This is a genomic window from Nocardia caishijiensis NBRC 108228 (assembly GCF_001612825.1).
In the GTDB taxonomy this organism is placed as follows: domain Bacteria; phylum Actinomycetota; class Actinomycetes; order Mycobacteriales; family Mycobacteriaceae; genus Nocardia; species Nocardia caishijiensis.
The window spans coordinates 96,102-118,392 of record NZ_BDBE01000038.1; the positions used below are offsets into that span (position 1 = coordinate 96,102).

Here is a 22,291-nt window from a genome sequence, read left to right on the forward strand (position 1 = left end):
TCGGGGAAGTACGTCAGGGTCCACGCCCGGGCAGAGGCCTCGCAGCACTCGCGTGCTGCGGGGTCAGAAAATCCCGCCCAGCGACTCGTCTCTGGCTTGCGCGTAGTCCTCCTCGTGCTCGGCGAGGTAGGACTCCCACGCCTGCTTGTCCCATATCTCGAGGAAGTCGACCGAACCGATCACGACGCAATCCCGGGTGAGTCCGGCATAGCGTTTGTGGTCCGGCGACAACGTGATCCGGCCTTGCGCGTCCGGACGTTGTTCGTCGGTGCCAGCGGCCAGCGCCCGGACGAAAGCCCTTGCCTGCGGGTTGCTTCGAGACGCCGCCGCGGCCCGCCGGGCGAGCGCGGTGAACTCTTCCTTCGGATACACGGCAAGGCTGTGGTCTTGACCCTTCGTGACCATCAACCCTCCCGCCAGCTCGTCTCGGAACTTCGCAGGCAACGTCAGTCGCCCTTTGTCGTCCAATCGGGGGGTGTAGGTACCGAGAAACATCCCGGCCACCTCCCTACTGGATCACCTGGCCGTGAGGCCTCTCCTGTAGTGCGCGACCCACATTACCCCACTTTCCCCCACTTTCAATCGAAACCCTGGGTGATCCTACTCCCCGCCAACACAATTCCGCAGGTCATATCAGCTATCAATGAGATTCGGGGTTATCGCGTGTTAGGACGACCCGCGCGGGTCGGCAACCCCGGGTTCCGACAACGTTCAGCAAACTTCCCAGGTGCCGCCGACGACCCTGTCGTTCGACGGCGTACGAGACGGCCCTGGTGGGGAGGGGTGGGGAAGGTGGGGGAACCGCCCTGTTGACACGGTCGCGGACGACCCGACGCGGACATGCGAAAGCGGTGCCGCACCCGTATTCCGGGCGCGACACCGCTTCCTATGCCGTTGTGCTCGACCTCACGGTCGGCGCAGGGTCACTCCTGCTCGAATCTGCGGCGGAATCGGTCTTCCATCCGCTCCGAGAAGCCGCCCGACTTGCGCGGGCGCTGACCACCGCGCCGGTCCGACGGGCGCGGGCCCGCCGACGGTTCGTCGGTGGCCTCCGACCCACCCGGCCGACGCGAGCCGCCGATCATCAGCAGGACGCCGGCGCCGAACATGGCGATGAAGCCCACGAGACTGATGATCGGGAACCCGCCCGGCTTGAACGGGGCGGCGATGCCTGCGACGAGCAGGAACAGGCCGACGGCGAACAACGCCGCAGCTTGGAGCCTGCGTCGACTCGACGTGGAGCGAAGTCGTCCGCCGCGGACGGACGAGGCGAACTTCGGGTCCTCAGCATAGAGAGCGCTCTCGATCTGTTCGAGCATGCGCTGCTCGTGCTCGGAGAGTGGCACGGTACCTCCCCCGGCACTAGGCGTGGCTGGTCGCCTCCGGGTAGGCGACGGGTAGCCGACCTTGGCGGCTATCTGCTCCCCATGATACGAGTTCGATCGAGGCCGTACCACCTACTCGGTGATAACTAAGCGGTCATGTCCCGGTCGCGACTCGGCTGCGGGCGTGTCTTGGCGGCGGCGACCAGCGCATCGTCGACGTCGTAGAGGAACGCGCCCACCCGCGAACAGAACTCGTCGGCTTGTGTGTCGGTGATCGTGCGGTCCAGTCCGGCCTCCAGCGCGGCCCGCAGCGGCGAGTGCGCCTCGAAGTAGTCGGCCCACATGGCGAACTCCGGCGTGGCGCGTCTCAGTAACACCCAGGCGCTGCGCGAACGGGCCCGAGGCGCGCGATCGGCGCCTGCCAGCGCGATGACCGCGCCCGCGCCGCGCAGGGCGGCCAGGTAGGCGGTGCGGAACCGCTCCCCCGGCTCGTGTTCCCAGGCCGAGTCGGTGAGCAGCGCGTCGGCCTGGCGTAGCAGCCCACCGGCGCGGCCGTCGTGGCCCGCGTGCGCTCGACCATCGTTGTGACCAGCCATCTGCTGCCCCTTTCACCCCTCGCACAGATCGAACAATCATTCGAACGTTTGAATTGAGATTGAATATAGGGACACCCACCGACAAGTTCCGACGAGAGCGATGACAGCCGTCAAGCCCAATCACCACACACCAGCACCTGTGGTCGTCGACCTGAGCGTCGCCGCCCTGCGGGCCCGCCTGCACGACGCCCTCTCGGTGTATGTCGCCGCGATGGACTATCCGCGCGGCACCGAACACCATCGCGCCCCGATGTGGAACGAGCACACCACCCGGGTCGGCTGGCGGGCGGTGGCCGCCGTGCTGCCCGACGACGCGGGCGGGGTCGACCTGCGCACCGCGCCATTGCTCGCCATCGCCTACGGCTACAGCGGCGCGCCACGGCAGTGGTGGCATCAGCAGGTACACACCGGGATGCGCCGGTGCGGCTGGCCCGAGGCGGCCGCGCGTGAACTGCTCGCCGACTATTTCGAGCTCACCGAGCTGCATGTACATCCGGCCGCGCAGGGGCGCGGGATCGGGGCGACGTTGCTCGAGCGTCTGCTTGCCGACCGTCCCGAGGCGGCGGTGCTGCTGTCGACGCCGGAGGTTCCCGAGGAGGACAACCGGGCGTGGCGGTTGTACCGCCGTGCGGGATTCACCGATGTGATCCGCAATTTCGTGTTCGCGGGCGATACCCGGCCGTTCGCGATCCTCGGCCGCAGACTGCCGATGCCACCGGCGGGCGGGCGGGCGTGAGCCGTAGCGGGACAACGGTCGTCGTCGGATCGGGCCACAACGCGCTGGTCGCCGCCTGCTATCTGGCGCGCGCCGGGCAGCGGGTCCAGGTGCTCGAACGGGACACGGTGCCCGGCGGCGCGGTGTCGACGGTCGAACGGTTTCCCGGCCATCTTGTGGATCGCGGTTCCTCGGCGCACATCATGGTCCGGCACACCGGGATCATCGAGGAACTCGAGCTCGAGCGGTTCGGGTTGCGCTATCTCGACTGTGATCCGTGGGGATTCACGCCGTCCGACGGTGTGTGCCCACCGATCGTCTTCCACCGCGATCTCGACGCCACCTGTGCGTCGATCGCGACGGCGTGCGGGGCGAAGGACGCCGAGGCCTACCGCCGGTTCGTCGCGGTGTGGGGTGAGCGCAGCGCCCGGGTGATGCGGGCGTTCGGTGGTCGGCCGACACCGGGACGGCTGGGTCGCGCGTTCTGGGGGCTGGACGCGCGCGACGGCGGTTCGGCCCTGTCGCGGGAGTTCCTGCAGACCGGCGACGCGCTGCTGGACTACTGGTTCGACGACGAACGGCTCAAGGCGTCGCTGGCGTGGTTCGGTGCGCAGTCGGGTCCACCGATGTCGGAACCGGGGACCGCGCCGATGGCCGGTTTCGCCGCGCTCATGCACACCTTGCCGCCCGGACGGGCCGTGGGGGGAAGTGGGGCGCTCAGTGCTGCCCTGATCGCGCGGCTGCGTGCCGAGGGCGGTGAAGTCCACACCGGTGATGCCGTCACGGAGCTGCGGCGGTCGGGGCACGGGTGGCAGGTGCGGACGGAATCGGGGCGTGAGCTGCGCGCCGATACCGTGATCGCGGGCTCCCATATTCTCGCCACCCTCGACCTGTTGCGCGCGGGCGGTTTCGACGAGGCGGTGCTCGACGACTGGCAGCGCCGCATCCGGGTCGGCCCCGGCATCGGCATGGTGGTGCGGCTGGCCACCGACCGGCTGCCGTCCTACCCCGGCGCATCGGCGGCGGAATCCGCACACGGACTGCAGTTCCTCGTGTCGGATCGCAGGCAGTCGCGGGCGGCGCACGGCGCGGCCTCGGCCGGTGAACTGCCGCCGCGACCGGTGGTGCTGGCGATGAGTTTCAGCGCGCTCGACCCGACCATCGCCCCACCCGGTGAACACCAGTTGTCGTTGTGGGCGCAGTGGCATCCCTACGAGCTCGCCGACGGCAGCGATTGGTCCGCGCACGCCGACCGGGAGGCCGACCGGATCATCGCCGAAGTCGACCGGTACGCGCCGGGCTTCGCCGATTCGGTCCTGCGGCGGTTCGTGCAGACACCGGTCGACCTGGAACGGGAGATGGGCCTGCGGGGCGGCAATGTGATGCACGTGGAGATGTCGCTGGACCAGATGATGCTGTGGCGGCCGTTGCCGGAGCTGTCGAGCCAACGGGTGCCGGGTGCGCCCGGTCTCTACCTCACGGGCGCGTCGACCCACCCCGGCGGCGGGGTGTCCGGTGCCAGCGGACGCAGCGCCGCCCGTCTTGTCCTGGGCGACCGTCGCATCCGCCGATTCCCCTTGTCACGCAGGCGATGACAGCGTGCGATCCGTGTGCCCCCTCGCCGCCACCGCCCGGGACTGGGTCGGTGCCCGTCGTCGGCGGGCGATCCCGGCGGTCGCCGCGGTGGCGCTCGTGCTCGTGCAGATCACCTATCCGCTGAGCGCGGGGGCGTCGCGCGATCGGATCACGGTCGGCGTCGTGGTGCTGTCGGTGTCGACCGCTCTGCTGCATGCCGTGACGACTCGCGGATGGCGTTGGGCAGCAGGCTTTTTCCTCATCGTCTCGGGGATCGGCCTCGCCTCCGAGATCGTGGGTACGGCGACCGGGGTGCCCTACGGCGCCTATGCCTATGCGACGGATCGGCTCGGCCCAGCGCTCGCCGATGTGCCGCTGGTTGTGCCGTTGGCGTGGACCGGCGGCCTGTATCCGATCTGGGTCGTCGCGGGCCTGCTCGCGGGGATCGATGCGGCGAGAACCGGTGGCCACGGCGTCGGAGACGCGGCCCGGGCGAACAGGGTCGGCGGGCGGGCCGAGGTCATACGTGCCGCACTGCTCGTTGTCGGGGCGGTGGGATGGGATCTGTTTCTCGATCCGCAGATGGTCGCCGACGGGCAGTGGACGTGGTCGGTCACCGACGCCGGTCTGCCGGGGCTGGCGCAGATTCCGTATACCAACTATCTGGGCTGGATGCTCGTCGCGTCGGTGATGGCGACGTTGCTCACCGCACTCGACCGCCTGCTCCCCCGCGCACACGATCCATCGACAGCGGTCCCGGTCGCCGTGTTCGCCTGGACCTGGCTCGGATCGGCGCTCGCGCACGCGGTGTTCCTCGGACTGCCCGCGTCGGCGGCGTGGGGTTTCCTCGGCATGGGGTTGCTCGGTGTCCCGTTCACCCGACGGGTCGTGACGCGAAACCCCTGATCGCGCCGGGTGCCGGGACACGGTTGGGCCCGTCGTGTGGGTTCTGCGGCCCGAGCCTGGCACGATGTCACCCGTGCAGCCGAGTCTCGTCGCCGACATGCCTTCCCCCTCGCGCCGTTCCGGGCCCGCCCGGCGCGTCGCGGCGGTCGCCGTCCTGCTGGCCCTGCTGGTGCCCGCGCTGACCGGATGCCTGCGGGTGCAGGTCTCGATGGGCGTGTCGTCCAACGACCGGGTGTCGGGCCGGATCGTGGCCGCCGTGGCCCCGCAGGGCCCCGATGACAAGGGCCCGCAACTGAAGGCGCCCGAATCGCTGGCCGCCAAGGTGCGGGTCGACCCCTACAACCAGGACGGTTACGTCGGCACCCAGGTGTTCTTCGACGACCTGACCTTCGGTGAGGTCGGCCAACTCGGCAGTCTGTCGGATCAGACCCAGGGCATGTTCACCCTCGAGTTCAAACGCAACGGCGACCTGGTGAGCCTCACCGGCCGGGTCGATCTCGAGTCGGTGCCGCCGCACGGGTCGGACGTGCAGTTCTCCATCGCGTTCCCGTCCCGGGTCGCCAAGACCAACGGCACCCGCGAGGGCGACAACACCGTGTCGTGGAAGTTGCCCGCCGGGGAGGCGTCGACCCTGCGCGCCGAGGTCAAATACGCCGACCCCAACACCCGCTCGTTCGCCGGGTGGGCGGGCATCATGGGCGGTATCACCCTGGCCGTGGCCGCGATGATCGCTGGTCTGGCCTACCGCGACCGCAACCCGCGCCCGCCGAACGCGCCCAAGCACAGCTTCTCACCGTCGGAGATGTGGCGCGAGATCAGCGAACGCAGGTTGGGCCGCTGACATGGGCGCGGCGGGACGCTACCTGACCTGGGCGGGCACCGGGCTCGCCGTGCTCGGCGCTGGCACCGCCACCTACAACCTCGCCACCCTGCGCACCCTCCCCCGGCAGGTCTCGGGGGTGATCGAACCGGTCACCGTTTGCGTGCCCGCCCGTGACGAAGCCGGACGCCTGCCCGACCTCATCACCGACCTGCGCGCCCAGACCGGGGTGCCGCGGCTGCGAGTGCTGATCCTCGACGATGCCTCCACCGACGGCACCTACGAGGCAGCGCTCGCCGCGATCGCCGGTGACGAACGATTCACCGTGCTCCGCTCGGCCGCCCACCCCGCCCCAGGATGGACCGGGAAGGCCGCCGCCTGTGCGCGACTGGCCGCCAGGACCGATGCGGCGGCACTGGTCTTCGTCGACGCCGATGTGCGCCTGCGACCACAGGCGATCGCCGCCGCGGTGACCGAATTGCGCAAGCGCGGCGCGGGTTTGGTGTCGGCGTGGCCGACGCAGGATTCGGGTTCGGTCGCCGAGCAGTTGGTTCAGCCGCTGCTGGCCTGGTCGTGGGCGTCGACGCTTCCGGTTGGTCCGGCCAATCACAGCTTGCGCCCGTCGACGGCGGTGGCGTGCGGGCAGTTCCTCGCCGTCGACGCCGCGGCGTACCGGGCGGGTGGGGGTCACGCCGGTGTGGCGGCGAGTGCCACCGAGGATCTCGATCTCGCGCGGGCGCTGCGGCGGGCGGGTCATCGGACCGCGCTCGTCACCGCCGGGCCCGCCGCCCGCACCCGCATGTACACCGGCGCCGACGACCTCGCGGGCGGCTACATCCGCTGGTTGTGGTCGGCCTACGGCGGCCGGGTCGACACCGGCGCGGCCATCGGTGTCCTTGCCGCCCTTGCCTATTGGATTCCGCCGCTGGCGGTGCTCGCCGGTCGTGGTCGAGTGCGCCGGGCGGGTCTGCTCGGCTACCTCGCCGCCGTCACCGGTCGGCTCACGGCTCGAGTCATCGAGACCCGGCGCCCACCCACCGGCGCCGACCTCGGCTCGGCACTGGCCCATCCGGTGTCCGTCGGCTACTACCTCACCCTGTGGGCTCGCTCGCACCGCCTGCATCGCACCGGGCGCCTGCGCTGGAAGCAGCGGCCCCTGGTCGCACCGGAAGCGCCGCTCGCTCGTCACGGCTGACCCACGCGGTCAGGTATTCCACACCGCTCGGTGAGTCCACGGGGAAGACGGGCGTCTGTCGACGGTCCGCGCTCGCGGGTACCGGATCAGGCGACCTCGGTGATGCCGACGGTCGGGAAGAAGAAGCACGAGCGACCCGCGTTGTCGGTGGTACCGAAGACGGCGGCCAGGACGGTGCCCTTCCCGGTGTCGACGGGGACCGCACGAACACCGCCGACCGGGATCGCGGTGCGTAGGAAATCGCGGATCACGTTCTCGGCGAGCGGCCGGAGTTCGGCGGGAACCTCGGGCGGCACCATCGCCCGGACGATGTCGGCGATCGTCCCCATCGAGGCCAGCCCACCGCGCCCGGTGCTGATATTGAGCCAGGCCACCTGCATGCCGGAGGTCTCGGTGGCGGCCGTGTCCGGGGCCAGGCCGTAGGGGAGGAACGTGAACAACGTCTGGCCTGACTTCACGGCCGTGAGATCGAGTCCGGGGATCGGGAGGGTGTTCGTCGGCCACGGGCCGGGAACCGCACCCGCGACGGCCGGGACCAGGCCGAGCCCGTCACCGGAACAGTTCGCGGCGACCGTCGGGTACAGGAACGGCTGGATGCCGAGTGCTTCGAGAGTGGCGAGCACGGTCTGATAGGCGGCGAGCAGGTCGCCCGGGCCCGCTGTCTGCCGCGCGGGAACGTCACGGGTCACGGCGGGCGCCACCGGTGGATCGGCGGCGACGGGGGCGGCAAGCAGCACGGCGGCGCAGGCCGTCAGCGAGGTCAGGGTGGTCAGACGACGCGCAATTGTCACGGCGAACTCCTCATCGACGCTGAGAAGGCCGAGATTACTCCGGCGACCCGGTGGATCCGCGCAGGTGAAGTGACCGAGCATTCGGCGCGTCGCGCACCGCCACAGCGGGCCCCGGGTTGGGTCGACCAGGCCCGACGTCGGCGATTGTGCCCGCACCCGCGCCCGATTCCAACTGCTGCGCTCACGCTGATTCCTACCGTTGTGCGCCATCACAGCTGTGCCACATGCTGATCCGGCTCGATGCTTCGACACCGGGCACACCATCCAGAGCGACTGAGAGACCTGGCTCTACGACGTCGCAGCAACCCGCCCGGCCTGCCCGGGTGTGGGTGCTTCTGCCGGGTTCGATGGAGGAGATCGATGAAATTCCTGCTCATGACGCTGATCACCCGGGTTCCCGATCCGGTGACCGGCGTCGTGCCGAGCACCCGTGACCGCTTCCGCGAAGTGGTCGAACAGGCCAGGCGCGCCGAGGAGTTGGGCTTCGACGGGTTCGCGGTGGGCGAACGGCACGAAGACCCGTTCCTGTCCGCCGCTCCCCCGGTGGTGCTCAGCCACCTGGCCGCGGTCACCGCGCGGATCACCCTGTTCACCGCCGTCACCACCCTGAGCCTGCTCGACCCGGTGCGTGCCTTCGAGGACTACGCCACGCTGGACAACCTGTCCGACGGGCGGCTCGAGCTGATCATCGGCAAGGGCAACGGCACCGCCCAGGCGCGGCTCTACCACGTGACGACCGAGGATCAGTGGGACCGCAACCGCGAAGGCTACGAACTGCTGCGGGCGCTGTGGGACCGCGAGGAGGTGACGTGGTCGGGCCGCTTCCGACCACCGCTCACCGACGCGCGAGCCCTGCCGCGACCGTTGCAGCCGACGTTGCGGATCTGGCACGGCAGCGCGACGAGCCGCGAGTCGGTGGAACTGGCCGCGCGCCACGGGGATCCGATCTTCTCGGCCAACGTCACCCATCCGATCGAGCCGTACGCGGAGTTGATCCGGCACTACCGGGCGCGCTGGGCCGACCACGGTCGCGACCCCGCCGACGCCCTGGTCGGCGCGGGCACGGCGGGTCTGCACGTGGCGCGCACCTCCCAGGAGGCGGTCGCGGCGTATCGCCCGCTGTACGAGGCACGCACCGCGTTGCAGCGCCAGGTGGGCAATCCGGTGGTGTTCGAGACCGTCGAGGACTTCGTGACCCGATCCTCGGCGCTGGTCGGCAGCCCGCAACAGGTCATCGACAAGGTCGGCCGATATCACGAGCAGTTCGGGCACGAGGTGATCCATCTGTCCGCCGAACGTGAGGGCCGATCCGAGGCCGACCATCTGGGCAGTCTCGAACTGTTCCAGGCCGAGGTGGCGCCGGAGCTGCGCCGCCGTTTCCCGAGCCGTCCCCTGGCCGCTGGCCGTGAATTCGCTGGAGCTACTTCGTGATTCGACATCGCCTCGCCGCGTTCGCCGGTGTTCTCGCCGCCACCGCGACGCTGGTCGCCTGCGGAACCGACACCGGAACCGGCGAGCACGCCGGTCCCCCGCGACCCGGTGGCACCCTGCGCTACGGGCTCTCCCAGGCACCGTCGTGCTCGGATCCCGCACAGGCTGGCAGCAATCAGACGATCTACGTGACCCGCCAGATCGTGGACTCACTCACCGATCAGGACCCGGCGACGGGCAGGATCACGCCGTGGCTGGCGCGCGGCTGGGAGGTCAGCCCGGACGCGAAGGTCTTCACCTTCTTCCTCACCGACGGGGTGACCTTCAGCGACGGCACCCCACTCACCGCCGAGTCGGTGCGCGACACCTTCGACGCCGTGATCCGTCTCGGCGGGGCGAAAGCGCCGCTCGGCGTCAGCTATCTCGCCAACTACGTCGGCACCACCGTGGTCGACAAGCTCACGGCCCGGGTGGAATTCAGCGCGCCGAACGCGCAGTTCCTGCAGGCGTCCTCGACCTCGCAGCTCGGCATCCTCGCCCCCGCCACCAACGCGAAGCCCGCGGAGGCGCGCTGCGCGGGCGACAACATCGGCAGCGGGCCGTTCACCTACGCCGCCTACAAGCAGGACGTCTCGGCGACGTTGACCAAACGCGCCGGATACCACTGGGGTTCGGCGGTTTTCGGCCACGAGGGTGAGGCCTATCTCGACCGGATCGAGTTCACCGTCGTGCCCGAATCGGGAGTGCGCACGGGCTCGTTGGCTTCCGGTCAACTCGACGCGATCAGCGACGCCCTACCGCAGGACGCTCCGCAGATCGAGGCGGTCGGTGGACGCGTGCTCTCGACGTCGAACCCGGGCGTGGTCTTCGGTTTCCACCCCAATGTGACGCGGGGACCGCTGCGTGATCCGGCGGTCCGGCAGGCGTTGCTGCCCGCGCTGGATCGGCGTCAGCTGATCGATACGGTGCTGAGCCCCCAGTTCCGACCCGCCACCTCGGTGCTGGCCGCCTCGACCCCGGCTTACACCGACCTGTCGGCCCGGCTCGGCCACGACCCGGCGAAGGCGAAGACGATTCTGGATCAGGCGGGCTGGTTGCCGGGCGCCGACGGTATCCGGGTGAAGGGTGGTGAGCGCCTGAGCTTCGGGGTGACCTTCAGTCAGGTGTTCGCGGGCAACCAGGCGATCCTGGAGCTGGTGCAGCAGCAGTTGCGGCAGGTCGGGGTGGATCTGCGGCTCGACCTGGTGTCGTTCTCGGAGCAGACCGCCCGGCAGAACAGCAAGGACTACGACGCCGTCTACGGCAACTCCACCCGCGCCGACGGTGACATCCTGCGCACCTCGTTCGCCCTCACCGGCCGTAATCTGTCGGTGCGCGGGCCGGTTCCGGCTCTCGACACCGCCCTCGATCAGCAGCTGGCCACCAACGATCCGGCGGCGCGGGCGGCACTCATCGTGACAGCGCAGCGGGAGATCCTCGACAACGGGCTCTATGTACCGACGATCGAGTTGTCGCAGGCGATCGGTGCCGCCGCCAACACCAAGGACCTGAAGTTCGAGGCCTCGGCGCGGCTGCAGTTCTTCGACACCTGGCTGAGCGGTCACGGCGATGACTGAGCTGATCCGGCGACCCATCGTGCGATACGTGGGTTCGCGGGTGCTGCAAGCGGTCTGGGTGCTGTGGGCCGCGTTCACGGTGTCGTTCGTCGTGCTGTACCTGCTGCCCGCCGACCCGGTCTCGATGGCAGCCGACAGTTCCGGTTCCGGCACCCCCGTCGACAAGGCGGCGATCGCGGAGCTGCAGGCCCGCTACGGGTTGGACAAGCCGCTGTGGGAGCAGTACGTCACCGCGCTCGGCAATGCGGTCACCGGCGATCTCGGCCGGTCCGTCACCACCGGCCAGCCGGTGACCGAAGCCCTCGGTGACGCGCTGCCCGCCACCCTCGGACTGGCCTCGTTCGCCCTGGTTCTCGCGCTCGTCGGCGGCACCGCGCTGGCCTTCGCGGCCACCTACACCCGCCGCCCGTGGCTGCGCGACACGCTGAGTGTGCTTCCGCCGCTCGGTGTCTCGGTGCCGACCTTCTGGACCGGCTTGTTGCTGTTGCAGCTGTTCTCGTTCCAGCTGCGCTGGTTCCCCGCCTTCGGTGGGACGGGTCTGCGTGGCACCGTCCTGCCCGCGCTCACCCTCGCCCTGCCGATCGGCGCGGTGATCGCGCAGGTGCTCGCGGCCGGGCTCACCCAGACCTGGCGGCAGCCGTTCACCGAGGTGGCGCTGGCCAAGGGCGCTTCACGCTGGTGGGTGCAGCGCAGGCACGTGGCGCGGTTGGCGAGCGTGCCCGCCTTCACCATCGCCGGAGTGCTGGTCGGCACCATGCTCGCCGGTTCGGTGGTGGTGGAGTCGGTGTTCGCCCGAGCGGGCGTCGGGCGGCTCACCCAGACCTCGGTGCTCAACCAGGACATCCCCGTCGTGCAGGGGGTGGTGCTGTTGTCGGCGCTGATCTTCGTCGTCGTGAATCTGGTCGTCGACCTGCTGTATCCGCTGCTGGATCCGCGGATCACCGGCACCGGCCGGGTCGCACGGGCGGCGGACGGCAACACGGACACGAAGGTGAGGACGTGACAATGGTCGACGTACCGCATCGCATCGAGCGACGCCGCGCGGGTGGTTTCGTCCGATCCCGGACAGCCGCGTCCCCCGGCGCGACGGACACGTCGAAGTCTGCCGTCGGAAACTCCCGGATCACGGGCGACCGCGCCCGGCTCATCGGCTGGACACGCAGGCATCTCGGACTCCTCGTGTCGAGCGTCGTGCTCGTGCTGGCGATCGGGTGGGCGGTGGCACCGTCGCTGTTCGCGCCCGGCGATCCGCTGACCGGTGTGCCCGGCGAGAAGTTCCGTGGACCGAGTGCGGCGCACTGGTTCGGCACCGACAACCTCGGCCGTGATCTCTACACCCGGGTCGTGCACGGCGCGGGGCTCTCGCTGTCGGCCACCCTCACCGCGGTCGGGATCGCCCTGGTTGCCGGTTCGCTGCTCGGGCTGTTGTCCGGCGCCGCGGGCGGAATCGTCGACACCGCGATCATGCGGGTGGTCGATGTGCTGCTGTCCATTCCGTCGCTGCTGCTCGCATTGGCGCTGGTGACGGCGCTGGGCTTCGGCACCCGCAATGTCGCTGTCGCCGTTGGTGTCTCGCTGATCGCGAATTTCGCCAGGGTGATGCGCTCGGAGGTGCTGCGGGTGCGGCACGCGCCCTATGTCGAGGCCGCGCACGCCTCGGGGGTGCGCTGGTACGCGGTGCTGGCCAGGCACGTGCTGCCCAACTCGTTCCAGCCGGTGCTGGCGTTGGCCGCCGTCGAATTCGGGATGGCGGTGCTGGCGGTCTCGTCGCTGAGCTTCCTCGGCTACGGCACCAAACCGCCCACCCCCGAATGGGGTTCGCTGATCTCGGAGGGCCGCAACTTCCTCGCCACCGCCTGGTGGCTCACTACCCTGCCCGGCCTGGTGATCATCGCGGTGGTGCTGGCCGCCCAGCGGGTCGGTCGTTTCGCGGGAAGGAGCGATCAGCGATGAGCGAGTCACGCACGACGTCGATATCGGAGTCGGGCGACACGCCGACGGCCGAACCGGGCGTGTCCGACGAGCGGCCGACACCGTTGCTGCGGATCGAGGACCTGCGCGTCACCTACCGGACCGGGACGGGTACCGTCACCGCGCTGCGGGGCGCGTCGATCGAGGTGGCGCCGGGTGAGTTCGTCGCGCTCGTCGGCGAATCCGGCTCGGGGAAGTCGACATTGGCGCACGCGGTGATCGGCCTGCTCGGTGCCGGTGCGCGGCGGGCTTCCGGCCGGATCGAATTCGCCGGTGAGCACGTGGCCACCGACGACGAGAAGGCGCTGCGACGACTGCGCGGCCGACGCGTGGGGTTCGTTCCCCAGGACCCGGGCCTGTCGTTGAATCCCGTGCTCCGGGTGGGTGATCAGGTCGCCGAGGCACTGCTCGTGCACCGCCTCGCCGACCGGCGCACCGCGCGGCTGACGGCTCTCGACCTGCTCGAGGAGGTCGGGTTGGACCGGCCCGAGACGCGCGCCCGCCAGTACCCACACGAGCTCTCCGGCGGGCAGCGGCAGCGGGTGCTGATCGCGATCGCCCTGGCCTGCGGGCCGGAACTGATCATCGCCGACGAACCGACCAGCGCGCTGGACGCCACCGTGGCACGGCAGGTGTTGGACCGGCTGGCCGAGCGGACCGCCGCGCGCGGTACGGCGGTGCTGATGATCACCCACGATCTGGCCGTCGCGGCCGAGCGGGCCGATCGTCTCGTCGTGCTCGAGGGCGGCGAGGTCGTCGAAGCGGGACCGGTGGCCCGGGTACTGGCCCGGCCCGCCCATCCCTACACCCGTCGCCTGCTCGCCGCGTCACCCGCCTTGGCGCCCACGGCCTTCCGGCCGCCGAAGGCTCGGGCGGCGACGCTGTTGCTGTCGGTGCGCGCGCTGCACAAGCGGTACCACGCGGCGGGCATCACCGCCGTCGACGATGTCGAGTTCTCCCTCGACCGCGGCGAAACCCTCGCCCTGGTCGGCGAATCGGGTTCCGGGAAGTCGACGACCGCGCGCATCGCGGTGCGGCTCGTCGACGCCGACAGCGGAACGGTGACCTTCGACGGCCACGACCTCGTCGGCGCCCGCCGCACCCGGTTGCGCGAGCTGCGCAGACGGTTCCAGGTGGTGTACCAGAACCCGTACTCCTCGCTGGACCCGCGCTGGGACGTGGGCGACATCGTCGCCGAGCCGTTGCGCGCCTACGGCATCGACGACCGGCCCCGGCGGGTGCGCGAATTGCTCGACCAGGTGGCGCTGCCCTCGGACTTCACCCGCCGCAGACCCGCCGAACTGTCCGGTGGTCAACGTCAGCGGGTGGCGATCGCCCGCGCCCTGGCCCTGCGGCCCGACCTGCTCGTCCTCGACGAACCGGTCTCCGCGCTCGACGCCTCGGTGCAGGCTCAGATTCTCGACCTGCTCGACGGCCTGCAAACCGAACTCGACCTGGGTTATCTGTTCATCTCCCACGACCTGGCCGTGGTGCGGCGCATCAGCGATCGGGTGGCGGTGATGCGCCACGGCCGCATCGTCGAGACCGGGCCGACCGCGACCCTGTTCACCGACCCGAGGCACCCCTACACCAGGGAACTGCTCGCCGCCATTCCCGCACCGGCCCTGCACATCGACGGAAAGGAGACCCGATGAGCGCGCTGTTCCTCGGCATCGAAACCGCGGGCACCGGAACACATCCCGCGTCCTGGCGGCGGACCGATTCCCGCGCCGAAGACCTGTTCACCGCGGGCTACTGGACCGATGTGGTGACCACTGCCGAAGCACTCGGCTTCGACGCCGTATTCCTGCCCGACTCGTTCGCGGTGCAGGACGGCGGGCCCGGCGTGACCCGAGGCCGCCTCGACGCGGTGGCCGTCGCCGCCCGCACCGCCCCGCTCACGCACCGCATCGGCCTGGTCCCGCAGGTGCCGGTGACCCACACCGAGCCCTTCCACGTGTCCAAGGCGATCGCCGCGCTCGACTTCGCGAGTCTCGGTCGCGCGGGCTGGGAGGTCACCGTGTCCACCGGAGAGACCGAGGCAGCCGCGTTCGGCCGCAAGAAGATTCAGGACGCGGCCTCGCTCTGGCACGAGGCCGACGAAGCGGTGGAGGTGGTGACGCGGCTGTGGGACAGCTGGGAGGACGACGCCGAGATCCGCGACGTGCCGACCGGCCGCTTCATCGACCGCGACCGCCTGCACTACATCGACTTCGAGGGCGACAACTTCTCGGTGAAGGGTCCGGCGATCACCCCGCGCTCCCCCCAGGGGCAGCCGATCGTCGCGCTGCGCGCCGACGACCCACCGTCCACCGAGGTCGCCGTCCGCCGCGCCGACCTCATCCGCATCACCGCACCCGATCTGACCACCGCCGCCACCCACCGGCTCGCACTGCGCGCCGCACTCACCGACGCCGGGCGCGACCCGGATGCGGTGCGGGTTCTGCTGGATCTCCCGGTACACCAGGCTGATTCGGCCGCCAGCGCACACGCCGACGTCGCCGAGCTCGATCGGTGGGCCCAGCGGCGTCCAGGGCAGCACGCCCGCGCCGACCGCGCACGAGACGGGCTCGATCAGCGGGAGGCCGCCGGATCCGATCACTCGGCAGCGGAAGGTCGGCTGCGGCACGTGGGCACCGTCGCCGAGCTCGACGAGTTGCTCGCCGAGATCGCGCGGTCCGGGATCGACGGCGTGGTGCTCCAACCGCTCGCCCTGCACGCCACCTTGTCGGCGCTCACCGGCCACCGGGCACCGTCCGCCACGCCGACGGAGCGAGGCGCCTTCCGTGACCGTCTCGGTCTCCCCCGACCCGTCAGCCGATACGCCGCAGGAGCAGCGCTGTGACCTCGAAACCGCGCAAACAGATTCATCTCGCCGCGCACTTCCCCGGCGTGAACAACACCACCGTGTGGGCCGATCCGGCCTCGAAGTCGCAGGTCGAGTTCGCCTCGTTCGAGCATCTGGCCCGCACCGCCGAGCGCGGCCTGTTCGACTTCTTCTTCCTGGCCGAGGGGCTGCGGTTGCGCGAGCACCTCGGCCGCGTCCACGACCTGGACGTGGTGGGCAGACCCGACACGTTCACCGTGCTGAACGCGGTGGCGGCCGTCACCGAACGCCTCGGCCTGGCGGGCACCATCAACAGCACCTACAACGAACCGTTCGAGCTGGCCAAGCAGTTCGCCGCGCTGGATCACCTCTCCGGCGGCCGGGCGGCCTGGAACGTCGTCACCTCCTCCGACGCGTTCACCGGGGAGAACTTCCGGCGCGGTGGCTATCTGGAGCACGGCGCCCGGTACCAGCGCGCCGCCGAGGTGGTCGAGGCGACCCGGAAGTTGTGGGACAGCTGGCCGACCGACGCCCTGGTGATCGACCGTACGCGCGGCGTCTTCGCTCGCGAGATTCCCGAAACCTCGTACCGGAGTCCGCAATTCGACATCCGTTCGCCGTTCGTCGTCCCGCCGTCCCCACAGCGGCATCCGGTGCTGCTGCAGGCGGGCGATTCCGACGAGGGGCGTGAGTTCGGCGCGAAGACGGCCGACGCCATCTTCACCGCCCACGGCACCCTCGAAGCGGGCCAGCGGTTCTACGCCGACATCAAGGGGCGGCTCGCGAAATACGGGCGCACCCCCGAGGAGCTGCTGGTCTTTCCCGCCGCGACCTTCGTGCTCGGCGACAGCGCCGCCGAGGCGCACGAGCGGGCCCGCCACATCCGCTACCAGCAGGTGAGCCCGGCCACCGCCATCGCCTTCCTCGAACAGGTCTGGGGCCGTGAGCTTTCCGGCTACGACCCCGACGGCCCGCTGCCCGACGTGGAACCCGATCCCGCCACCGAGATCACCCGTGGCCGGGTCAGGCACACGAAAGATCCACTGGCCGTGGCGCGTGCCTGGCGTGAACGGGCCGAGGCGGACGACCTCAGCATCCGGGAACTCGTCATCGAGGTCACCGCCCGTCAGCAATTCGTCGGCACACCCGCCGAGGTGGCCGATCAGATCGACCACTACGTGCAGTCCGACGCCGCCGACGGGTTCATCCTCGTCCCCCACCTCACCCCCGGCGGACTCGACGAGTTCGTCGACAAGGTGGTGCCCGAGCTGCAGGACCGAGGCAGCTTCCGCACCGCCTACACCGGCACGACCCTGCGCGACCACCTCGGTCTGCGCCACCCCCGTCACCGCACCGTCACCGAAGGAGCCCGCGCGTCATGACCGTCACCATCGAGAACACCACGGCCACCACCGCTTTCGCCGACGACTGGGCACGCTGGCACCACGCCCGCGAAGACGGCCTGCGCGACCCCCTCGGCTGGCTCAGCCTCGCCGGGCTGCACTGGCTCACCGACAGCCCGGACCACCTCGACGGCGTTCCCGGCACCTGGTGGGTCACCGACGAGAAGGTGTTCATCACCGCCCAACCCGCCGACCGCCTCGATGTGGACGGCGAGCGCATCGCTGGGGTGCGCATCCTCGAACCCGTAGAGGGCGCACCCGGTCTCAGCGTGCACAACGAGGAGCGGGTGCTCGAAGTGATCCGCCGCTCGGGGCGATTCGCGGTGCGCGTGCACGATCCGGCCGCGCCCGGCCTGGCCTACTTCACCGGCGTCCCCGCCTACCCGGCCGATCCGCGCTGGGTGGTGACGGGCCGTTTCACCCCGTTCGAGCAGGCACGCACCGTCACCACCGGGGCCGTGGTCGAAGGGCTCGAGCATCACCATCAGGCGGCGGGCATCATCGAGTTCCAGCTCGGCGAGAGCCGGGAAGCCGTGCTCGCCTTCGGCACGCCGACCGACCTGAAGTTGCTGTTCACCGACGCGACCAGCGGCATCACCACCTATCCGGCGGCGCGGTCGCTGGCGGTCGGCGCGGTCGAGGCCGACGGCACCGTGACCCTGGACTTCAACCGGGCGATCAACCTGCCGTGCGCGTTCACCGACTTCGCCACCTGCCCGATCGCCCCGCGCGAGAACCGCTTGCGGGTGGCGGTGGAAGCGGGCGAACAGGATCCGCGCTCATGACCGTGCCGCTGTCGATCCTCGACCTGGCCCCCGTCAGCCAGGGCTCGAGCGCCGCGGCGGCGGTGCGCAACAGCATCGATCTGGCTCGACACGCCGAGCGGTGGGGGTACCGCCGATTCTGGTTGGCCGAGCATCATTTCGCCTCCGTCGCCAGCTCGGCGTCACTGACGCTGCTCGGGCTGGTCGCCGCCGCGACCGACCACATTCGGGTGGGCACGGGGGCGGTGCAGGTCGGGCAGCACACGTCCACGTCGATCGTCGAGGCGTTCGGCACGGTCGACGCGGTGCATCCGGGGCGGCTGGATCTGGGCATCGGTCGGTCCGGGCATCGCCGCACCCACTACGGCGCCGCCGCGGCGACGGCCAAGGGCGGGCGTCCGGTGCTCGACGCGGTGGTCGGACGCACCCAGGTGCGCGACGGGGTGGTCGTGCCGCCGCCGTTCGACCCGCGACGGGTCCTGGACCGGTCGAAATTCCTCGCCTCCCTCGAGGCGTTGCAACAGCCTGGTGCCCGATCCCTGGACTTCGAGGAGCAGGTCGCCGAGATCAGGGCATTGCTCGACGGCACCTACACCACCTCCAACGGCATCGCACTGCACGCGGTTCCTGGCGAAGGGATCGATACCGAGCTGTGGATCTTCGGCAGTTCCGCCGGGGAGAGCGCACAGCTGGCGGGTCGGCTGGGGTTGCCCTTCGCGGCGGCCTATCACGTGGCGCCGGGTACGGCGCTGGACGCGGTGGCGGCGTACCGGGCGGCGTTCCGGCCGTCGCCGGTACTCACCGCGCCGTATGTCGTCGTGTCGGCGGATGTGGTTGTCGCCGCCGACGACGACACCGCCCGGCGGCACGCGAGCACCTACGGGCACTGGGTGCACAGCGTGCGCAGCGGGGCGGGCGCCGGTGAGTACCTCGATCCCGACACCGCTCCCCCGCTCACCGACGACCAGTTCCGCCTGGTCGAGGACCGCTTGGCCGCCCAGATCGTCGGCGCACCCGGCACGGTGGTCGAACGGCTCGACGCCCTGCGCCGGGTGAGCGGTGCCGACGAACTGCTGGTCACCACCATCACCCACGCACACGCCGACCGGCTCGAATCGCATCGGCTGCTGGCCGAGGCGTGGGGACTGCGGGGTGCGCTGGCCGCGTGAGCGGAAGTGGTCCACACCACGGCGCCCGGCACTCCGCCAGCTCTATACGGGTGCGTATAACAGCGGTAATCTGTTGTTATACGCACCCGTACAGATCGAGGTCATCCGATGCGACTTCCCGCTTCCGCGCACACCGCCCAGCCGTGGCGTATCCACGAGACAGCCCAGGGCTTCGACATCGAAGACGTCTGGCAGTTCCACACTCCGGGCGCTGGCCCCGACGACTTCCCCGCCTTCCTCGCGGCGCTCGAAGCCGAGCAGGCCTGGGAACACTCCGGTATCAGCGGCATCCTGTTCAGGATTCGCTGGAAGCTGGGTGAGATCTTCGGCTGGGACGACGAATCCGCGGGCACCGGCGCCCGCGTCACCTCCCTGCGCACCAGGCTCCCCGCCGACCTGAAAGACACCCCCGTGCCCGCCGCCGTCGGCAACCCCCTGACGGGCCTCTACGTCCTCGACAACGAATACGCCGCCGAAATCGCCAACGGCACCGTGCACAGCGTCATGCACCTCGGCTGGGTTCCCGACGACACCGGCTACCACCTGCGGATGGCGGTGCTGGTCGCACCCAACGGTCGCCTCGGCCGCCTCTACATGGCCCTCATCAAGCCGTTCCGGTACCTCATCGTCTACCCCGCCATGACCCGCACGTGGGAGCGTATCTGGCGCAACCTCGCCGCCACGACGCGGTGACGTCGCCGGGCGGCGGTCAGGCGCTGAGGGGGGCGGCGGTGACGCCGTAGCCGAGGTTGGTGAGGACCTCGCTGGTGGCCTTGGCGAAGTTGAGGGTGATGAAGTGGAGGCAGGGAGCGTCTTCGTCGATGAGCCGCTGGGCCATTTCGGTGGCGATCTGGATGCCCTCGGCGCGGACGGCGGCGCGGTCTTCCTCCGGACCGGTGCCCGCGGCACGGGTGAGCCGGGCGACGATGTCGGCGGGCACCGGGCGGCCGGACAGTTCCTCGGCGCGGGCGACGGTGCGCAGGGAGGTGATGGGCATCAGTTCCGGGATGATCGGCTTGGCGCCCTCGACAGGGTCCATCGCGATCACGCGGTCGCGCAGCCGCAGGTAGTGCTCCACGTCGAAGAACATCTGGGTGATCGAATACTCCGCGCCCGCACGCAGTTTCGCGCACAGGTGGCGGGTGTCGTGGTCCAGGTCGGGTGAGCGGTGGTGGCCCTGCGGGAAGGACGCGACGCCGACGTGGAAGTCGCCGAGGTCGCGCACGATGCGCACGAGTTCCTCGGCGTACTCGACACCCTCGGGGTGCTTGCGCCACTCGCCGAGCGGGTCGCCGGGCGGGTCGCCGCGCAGCACGAGGACGTTGCAGATGCCGGAGTCGGCGTAGGAGCCGACCAGCGAGCGCAGTTCGGCGATGCTGTGGCCGACGGCGGTCAGGTGGGCGACCGGCAGCAGGGTGGTCTCCTGCGCCAGCGCGCCGGTGATGCGGACGGTGCGGTCACGGGTGGAGCCACCCGCGCCGTAGGTCATCGACACGAAGGCGGGGTGCATGCGTTCGAACTCGCGCACCGCGCGCCACAGCCTGGCCTCTCCGGCGGCGTCGCGGGGCGGGTTGAACTCGACCGAGAACGGCACGCCCGTCCCCGCATGGGTGCGCAGACTCCGCACCACCGAGGGCGTGTTCGAGACGATCGACTGCTGTTTGGCGGGCCGATCGGGGGTCGAACGTCCCCGTCCACTGTCGAAAGTCACCGGCTCAGTCTAGTGGGACGTCACGGGCCGACGGCGCCGACCGGGGATCTCCGATACCGGACAGCCCATACCCCCTCCGATCACAACACCGCAGGCCCCGGTACCGGCCGAGTGGAAATCCCCTGTTCGGAGCGGAGAATGTCAAGGCGGATGGACAACCGGGCGCGGGAGCCTCGGCCCCGAGGAAACGCCGGGTGTGGGATCGGTCGCAGCGGCCGTGTGCGCCCGCCGACGCCGGACACGGCCCGCGTATCGTTCGAGACGACGCTGTGCACGCACCGCGAGGGTGCGTCATCCGAATCCTGACGCTCGCATTTGGAGGCCGCCCTGTCCGCCGGAATCGGTACCCCGCTCGCCCGGCCCGCCGCCGACGTGTCGACCTCGGTCGACCTCGTGGCGCTCACGCCCGGCACACCGGCCTTCGTCGCGGTGGTCGAACAGGTGCTCACGGAGTTCTTCGCGACCCGACGCGAGATCGTCGAACCGCTCGGTCCGGTGTTCGTCGACGCCGCCGAGGCCCTGGAACAGTTCGTGGTGCGCGGCGGCAAGCGCACCCGTCCCGGCTTCGCCTGGACGGGCTGGCTCGGTGCCGGTGGCGACCCGGCCGCACCCGAGGCGGCCTCGGTGCTCACCGCCTGCGCGGCGCTCGAGCTGGTGCAGGCCTGCGCGCTGGTGCACGACGACATCATCGACTCCTCCCGCACCCGGCGCGGGTTCCCGACCGTGCACATCGACTTCACCGACCGCCACCGCGCCTCCGGTTGGTCCGGCGACGGCGAGGCGTACGGTTGCGCCGTCGCCATTCTGATCGGTGACCTGGCGCTGGCCTGGGCCGACGACCTGGTGCACGCGGCCGGGCTCGACACCGCCGCCTTCGCCCGGTTCGCCCCGGTGTGGGCTCGGATGCGCACCGAGGTGCTCGGTGGGCAACTGCTCGACATCAACGGCGAGGCCGGTGGCGACGAGTCGGTGGCGGCCGCGCTGCGGATCAACCGCTACAAGACCGCCGCCTACACCATCGAGCGGCCGCTACACCTCGGAGCCGCGCTGGCGGGCGCCGACGACGCCCTCGTCGCGGCGCTGCGCACCTACGGAACCGATGTCGGCATCGCGTTCCAGCTGCGCGACGACCTGCTCGGGGTGTTCGGCGATCCGGCCGTCACCGGCAAACCCTCGGGCGACGATCTGCGCGAAGGCAAGCGCACCGTGCTCATCGCGGAGGCGCTGCGGCGCGCCGACGCGGAGTCGGCCGCGCTGATCCGCGCCGGGCTCGGCACCGACCTCGACGACGCCGCCGTCGACCGGTTGCGCGCGGTGCTGGTCGACGTGGGTGCCGTCGACGACGTGGAGCGCCGCATCACCGAACTCACCGAGACGGGCCTGGCCGCGATCGCGCACAGTACCGCCACCCCCGCCGCCAAGCACCTGCTGCACGACATGGCGCTGGCCGCCACTCGCCGCACCGCCTGAGGACCT

At 70.5% G+C, this 22,291-nt stretch carries 21 protein-coding genes and 1 riboswitch; of the genes, 16 read left to right on the plus strand and 5 right to left on the minus strand.

Annotated elements, in window-relative coordinates; translation table 11 throughout:
• Positions 1-63: 63 nt before the first annotated feature.
• The 3 genes from mraZ to NC7_RS20710 form a co-directional block, all read right to left on the minus strand.
• Positions 64-495, minus strand: a complete 432-nt coding sequence (gene mraZ, locus NC7_RS20700) for a division/cell wall cluster transcriptional repressor MraZ (protein WP_067985870.1) — start codon at positions 493-495, stop codon at positions 64-66.
• Between the two features lie 428 nt (positions 496-923).
• On the minus strand, positions 924-1,346 hold the full coding sequence (locus NC7_RS20705; protein ID WP_067985607.1) for an SCO2097 family morphological protein: 423 nt from the start codon (positions 1,344-1,346) through the stop codon (positions 924-926).
• Between the two features lie 125 nt (positions 1,347-1,471).
• Complete coding sequence (locus NC7_RS20710) at positions 1,472-1,921, minus strand: SAV_6107 family HEPN domain-containing protein (protein ID WP_067985609.1); 450 nt, start codon at positions 1,919-1,921, stop codon at positions 1,472-1,474.
• A 100-nt stretch (positions 1,922-2,021) separates the two neighbouring features.
• Between NC7_RS20710 and NC7_RS20715 the strand changes: the two genes are divergently transcribed.
• The 5 genes from NC7_RS20715 (at position 2,022) to NC7_RS20735 (ending at position 7,132) form a co-directional block, all read left to right on the plus strand.
• On the plus strand, positions 2,022-2,657 hold the full coding sequence (locus tag NC7_RS20715) for a GNAT family N-acetyltransferase (RefSeq protein ID WP_067985611.1): 636 nt from the start codon (positions 2,022-2,024) through the stop codon (positions 2,655-2,657).
• Positions 2,654-4,231 carry a phytoene desaturase family protein gene (locus NC7_RS20720; protein ID WP_067985613.1) on the plus strand — a complete coding sequence of 526 codons (1,578 nt, stop codon included), beginning with the start codon at positions 2,654-2,656 and terminating at the stop codon, positions 4,229-4,231. The genes NC7_RS20715 and NC7_RS20720 overlap by 4 nt, the downstream gene beginning before the upstream one ends.
• A gap of 13 nt (positions 4,232-4,244) precedes the next feature.
• Positions 4,245-5,117, plus strand: coding sequence for a carotenoid biosynthesis protein (locus tag NC7_RS20725; RefSeq protein WP_084458665.1), 873 nt, complete (start codon positions 4,245-4,247; stop codon positions 5,115-5,117).
• A gap of 97 nt (positions 5,118-5,214) precedes the next feature.
• On the plus strand, positions 5,215-5,958 hold the full coding sequence (locus NC7_RS20730) for an LppM family (lipo)protein (RefSeq protein ID WP_067985874.1): 744 nt from the start codon (positions 5,215-5,217) through the stop codon (positions 5,956-5,958).
• Position 5,959: 1 nt separating this feature from the next.
• Positions 5,960-7,132: a glycosyltransferase family 2 protein gene (locus NC7_RS20735; protein WP_067985615.1), complete on the plus strand. Its 1,173-nt coding sequence runs from the start codon at positions 5,960-5,962 to the stop codon at positions 7,130-7,132.
• Between the two features lie 86 nt (positions 7,133-7,218).
• Here the strand turns inward: NC7_RS20735 and NC7_RS20740 are convergent, their stop codons facing one another.
• Entirely contained in the window at positions 7,219-7,923 is a 705-nt protein-coding gene (locus tag NC7_RS20740) for a hypothetical protein (protein ID WP_067985876.1), read from the minus strand.
• 257 nt (positions 7,924-8,180) lie between these two features.
• Positions 8,181-8,277: riboswitch (SAM riboswitch) on the plus strand.
• A 6-nt stretch (positions 8,278-8,283) separates the two neighbouring features.
• On the opposite strand from NC7_RS20740, the gene NC7_RS20745 reads away from it, so the two are divergent.
• The 10 genes from NC7_RS20745 to NC7_RS20790 all read left to right on the plus strand — a co-directional run bounded on the left by NC7_RS20745 (position 8,284) and on the right by NC7_RS20790 (position 19,797).
• Complete coding sequence (locus NC7_RS20745) at positions 8,284-9,354, plus strand: LLM class flavin-dependent oxidoreductase (protein ID WP_067985617.1); 1,071 nt, start codon at positions 8,284-8,286, stop codon at positions 9,352-9,354.
• Positions 9,351-10,970, plus strand: coding sequence for an ABC transporter substrate-binding protein (locus NC7_RS20750; RefSeq protein ID WP_067985618.1), 1,620 nt, complete (start codon positions 9,351-9,353; stop codon positions 10,968-10,970). The genes NC7_RS20745 and NC7_RS20750 overlap by 4 nt, the downstream gene beginning before the upstream one ends.
• Before the next feature lie 16 nt (positions 10,971-10,986).
• Positions 10,987-11,973 (plus strand): ABC transporter permease, encoded by a 987-nt coding sequence (locus NC7_RS20755; protein ID WP_067985878.1) that lies wholly within the window; start codon positions 10,987-10,989, stop codon positions 11,971-11,973.
• A gap of 2 nt (positions 11,974-11,975) precedes the next feature.
• A complete protein-coding gene (locus NC7_RS20760; RefSeq protein ID WP_084458650.1) occupies positions 11,976-12,923 on the plus strand; it encodes an ABC transporter permease in 948 nt (315 codons plus the stop codon).
• Positions 12,920-14,596 (plus strand): dipeptide ABC transporter ATP-binding protein, encoded by a 1,677-nt coding sequence (locus NC7_RS20765; RefSeq protein ID WP_084458651.1) that lies wholly within the window; start codon positions 12,920-12,922, stop codon positions 14,594-14,596. The genes NC7_RS20760 and NC7_RS20765 overlap by 4 nt, the downstream gene beginning before the upstream one ends.
• A complete protein-coding gene (locus NC7_RS20770) occupies positions 14,593-15,786 on the plus strand; it encodes an LLM class flavin-dependent oxidoreductase (protein ID WP_067985620.1) in 1,194 nt (397 codons plus the stop codon). The genes NC7_RS20765 and NC7_RS20770 overlap by 4 nt, the downstream gene beginning before the upstream one ends.
• Positions 15,783-17,150, plus strand: coding sequence for an NtaA/DmoA family FMN-dependent monooxygenase (locus NC7_RS20775; protein WP_067985622.1), 1,368 nt, complete (start codon positions 15,783-15,785; stop codon positions 17,148-17,150). Before NC7_RS20770 ends, NC7_RS20775 begins: the two co-directional genes overlap by 4 nt.
• Entirely contained in the window at positions 17,147-17,956 is an 810-nt protein-coding gene (locus tag NC7_RS20780; RefSeq protein ID WP_067985623.1) for a DUF1684 domain-containing protein, read from the plus strand. The genes NC7_RS20775 and NC7_RS20780 overlap by 4 nt, the downstream gene beginning before the upstream one ends.
• Complete coding sequence (locus NC7_RS20785; RefSeq protein ID WP_067985624.1) at positions 17,953-19,104, plus strand: LLM class flavin-dependent oxidoreductase; 1,152 nt, start codon at positions 17,953-17,955, stop codon at positions 19,102-19,104. The genes NC7_RS20780 and NC7_RS20785 overlap by 4 nt, the downstream gene beginning before the upstream one ends.
• A 108-nt stretch (positions 19,105-19,212) precedes the next feature.
• Positions 19,213-19,797 carry a DUF2867 domain-containing protein gene (locus NC7_RS20790; RefSeq protein ID WP_067985628.1) on the plus strand — a complete coding sequence of 195 codons (585 nt, stop codon included), beginning with the start codon at positions 19,213-19,215 and terminating at the stop codon, positions 19,795-19,797.
• A 16-nt stretch (positions 19,798-19,813) separates the two neighbouring features.
• On the opposite strand, the gene NC7_RS20795 is transcribed toward NC7_RS20790, so the two are convergent.
• The gene (locus NC7_RS20795) at positions 19,814-20,755 is read right to left on the minus strand and encodes a methylenetetrahydrofolate reductase (protein ID WP_157102125.1); all 942 of its coding nucleotides are present in this window, start codon (positions 20,753-20,755) and stop codon (positions 19,814-19,816) included.
• Positions 20,756-21,130: 375 nt separating this feature from the next.
• On the opposite strand from NC7_RS20795, the gene NC7_RS20800 reads away from it, so the two are divergent.
• Positions 21,131-22,285 (plus strand): polyprenyl synthetase family protein, encoded by a 1,155-nt coding sequence (locus tag NC7_RS20800; protein WP_067985631.1) that lies wholly within the window; start codon positions 21,131-21,133, stop codon positions 22,283-22,285.
• The last annotated feature ends 6 nt before the right edge of the window (positions 22,286-22,291 follow it).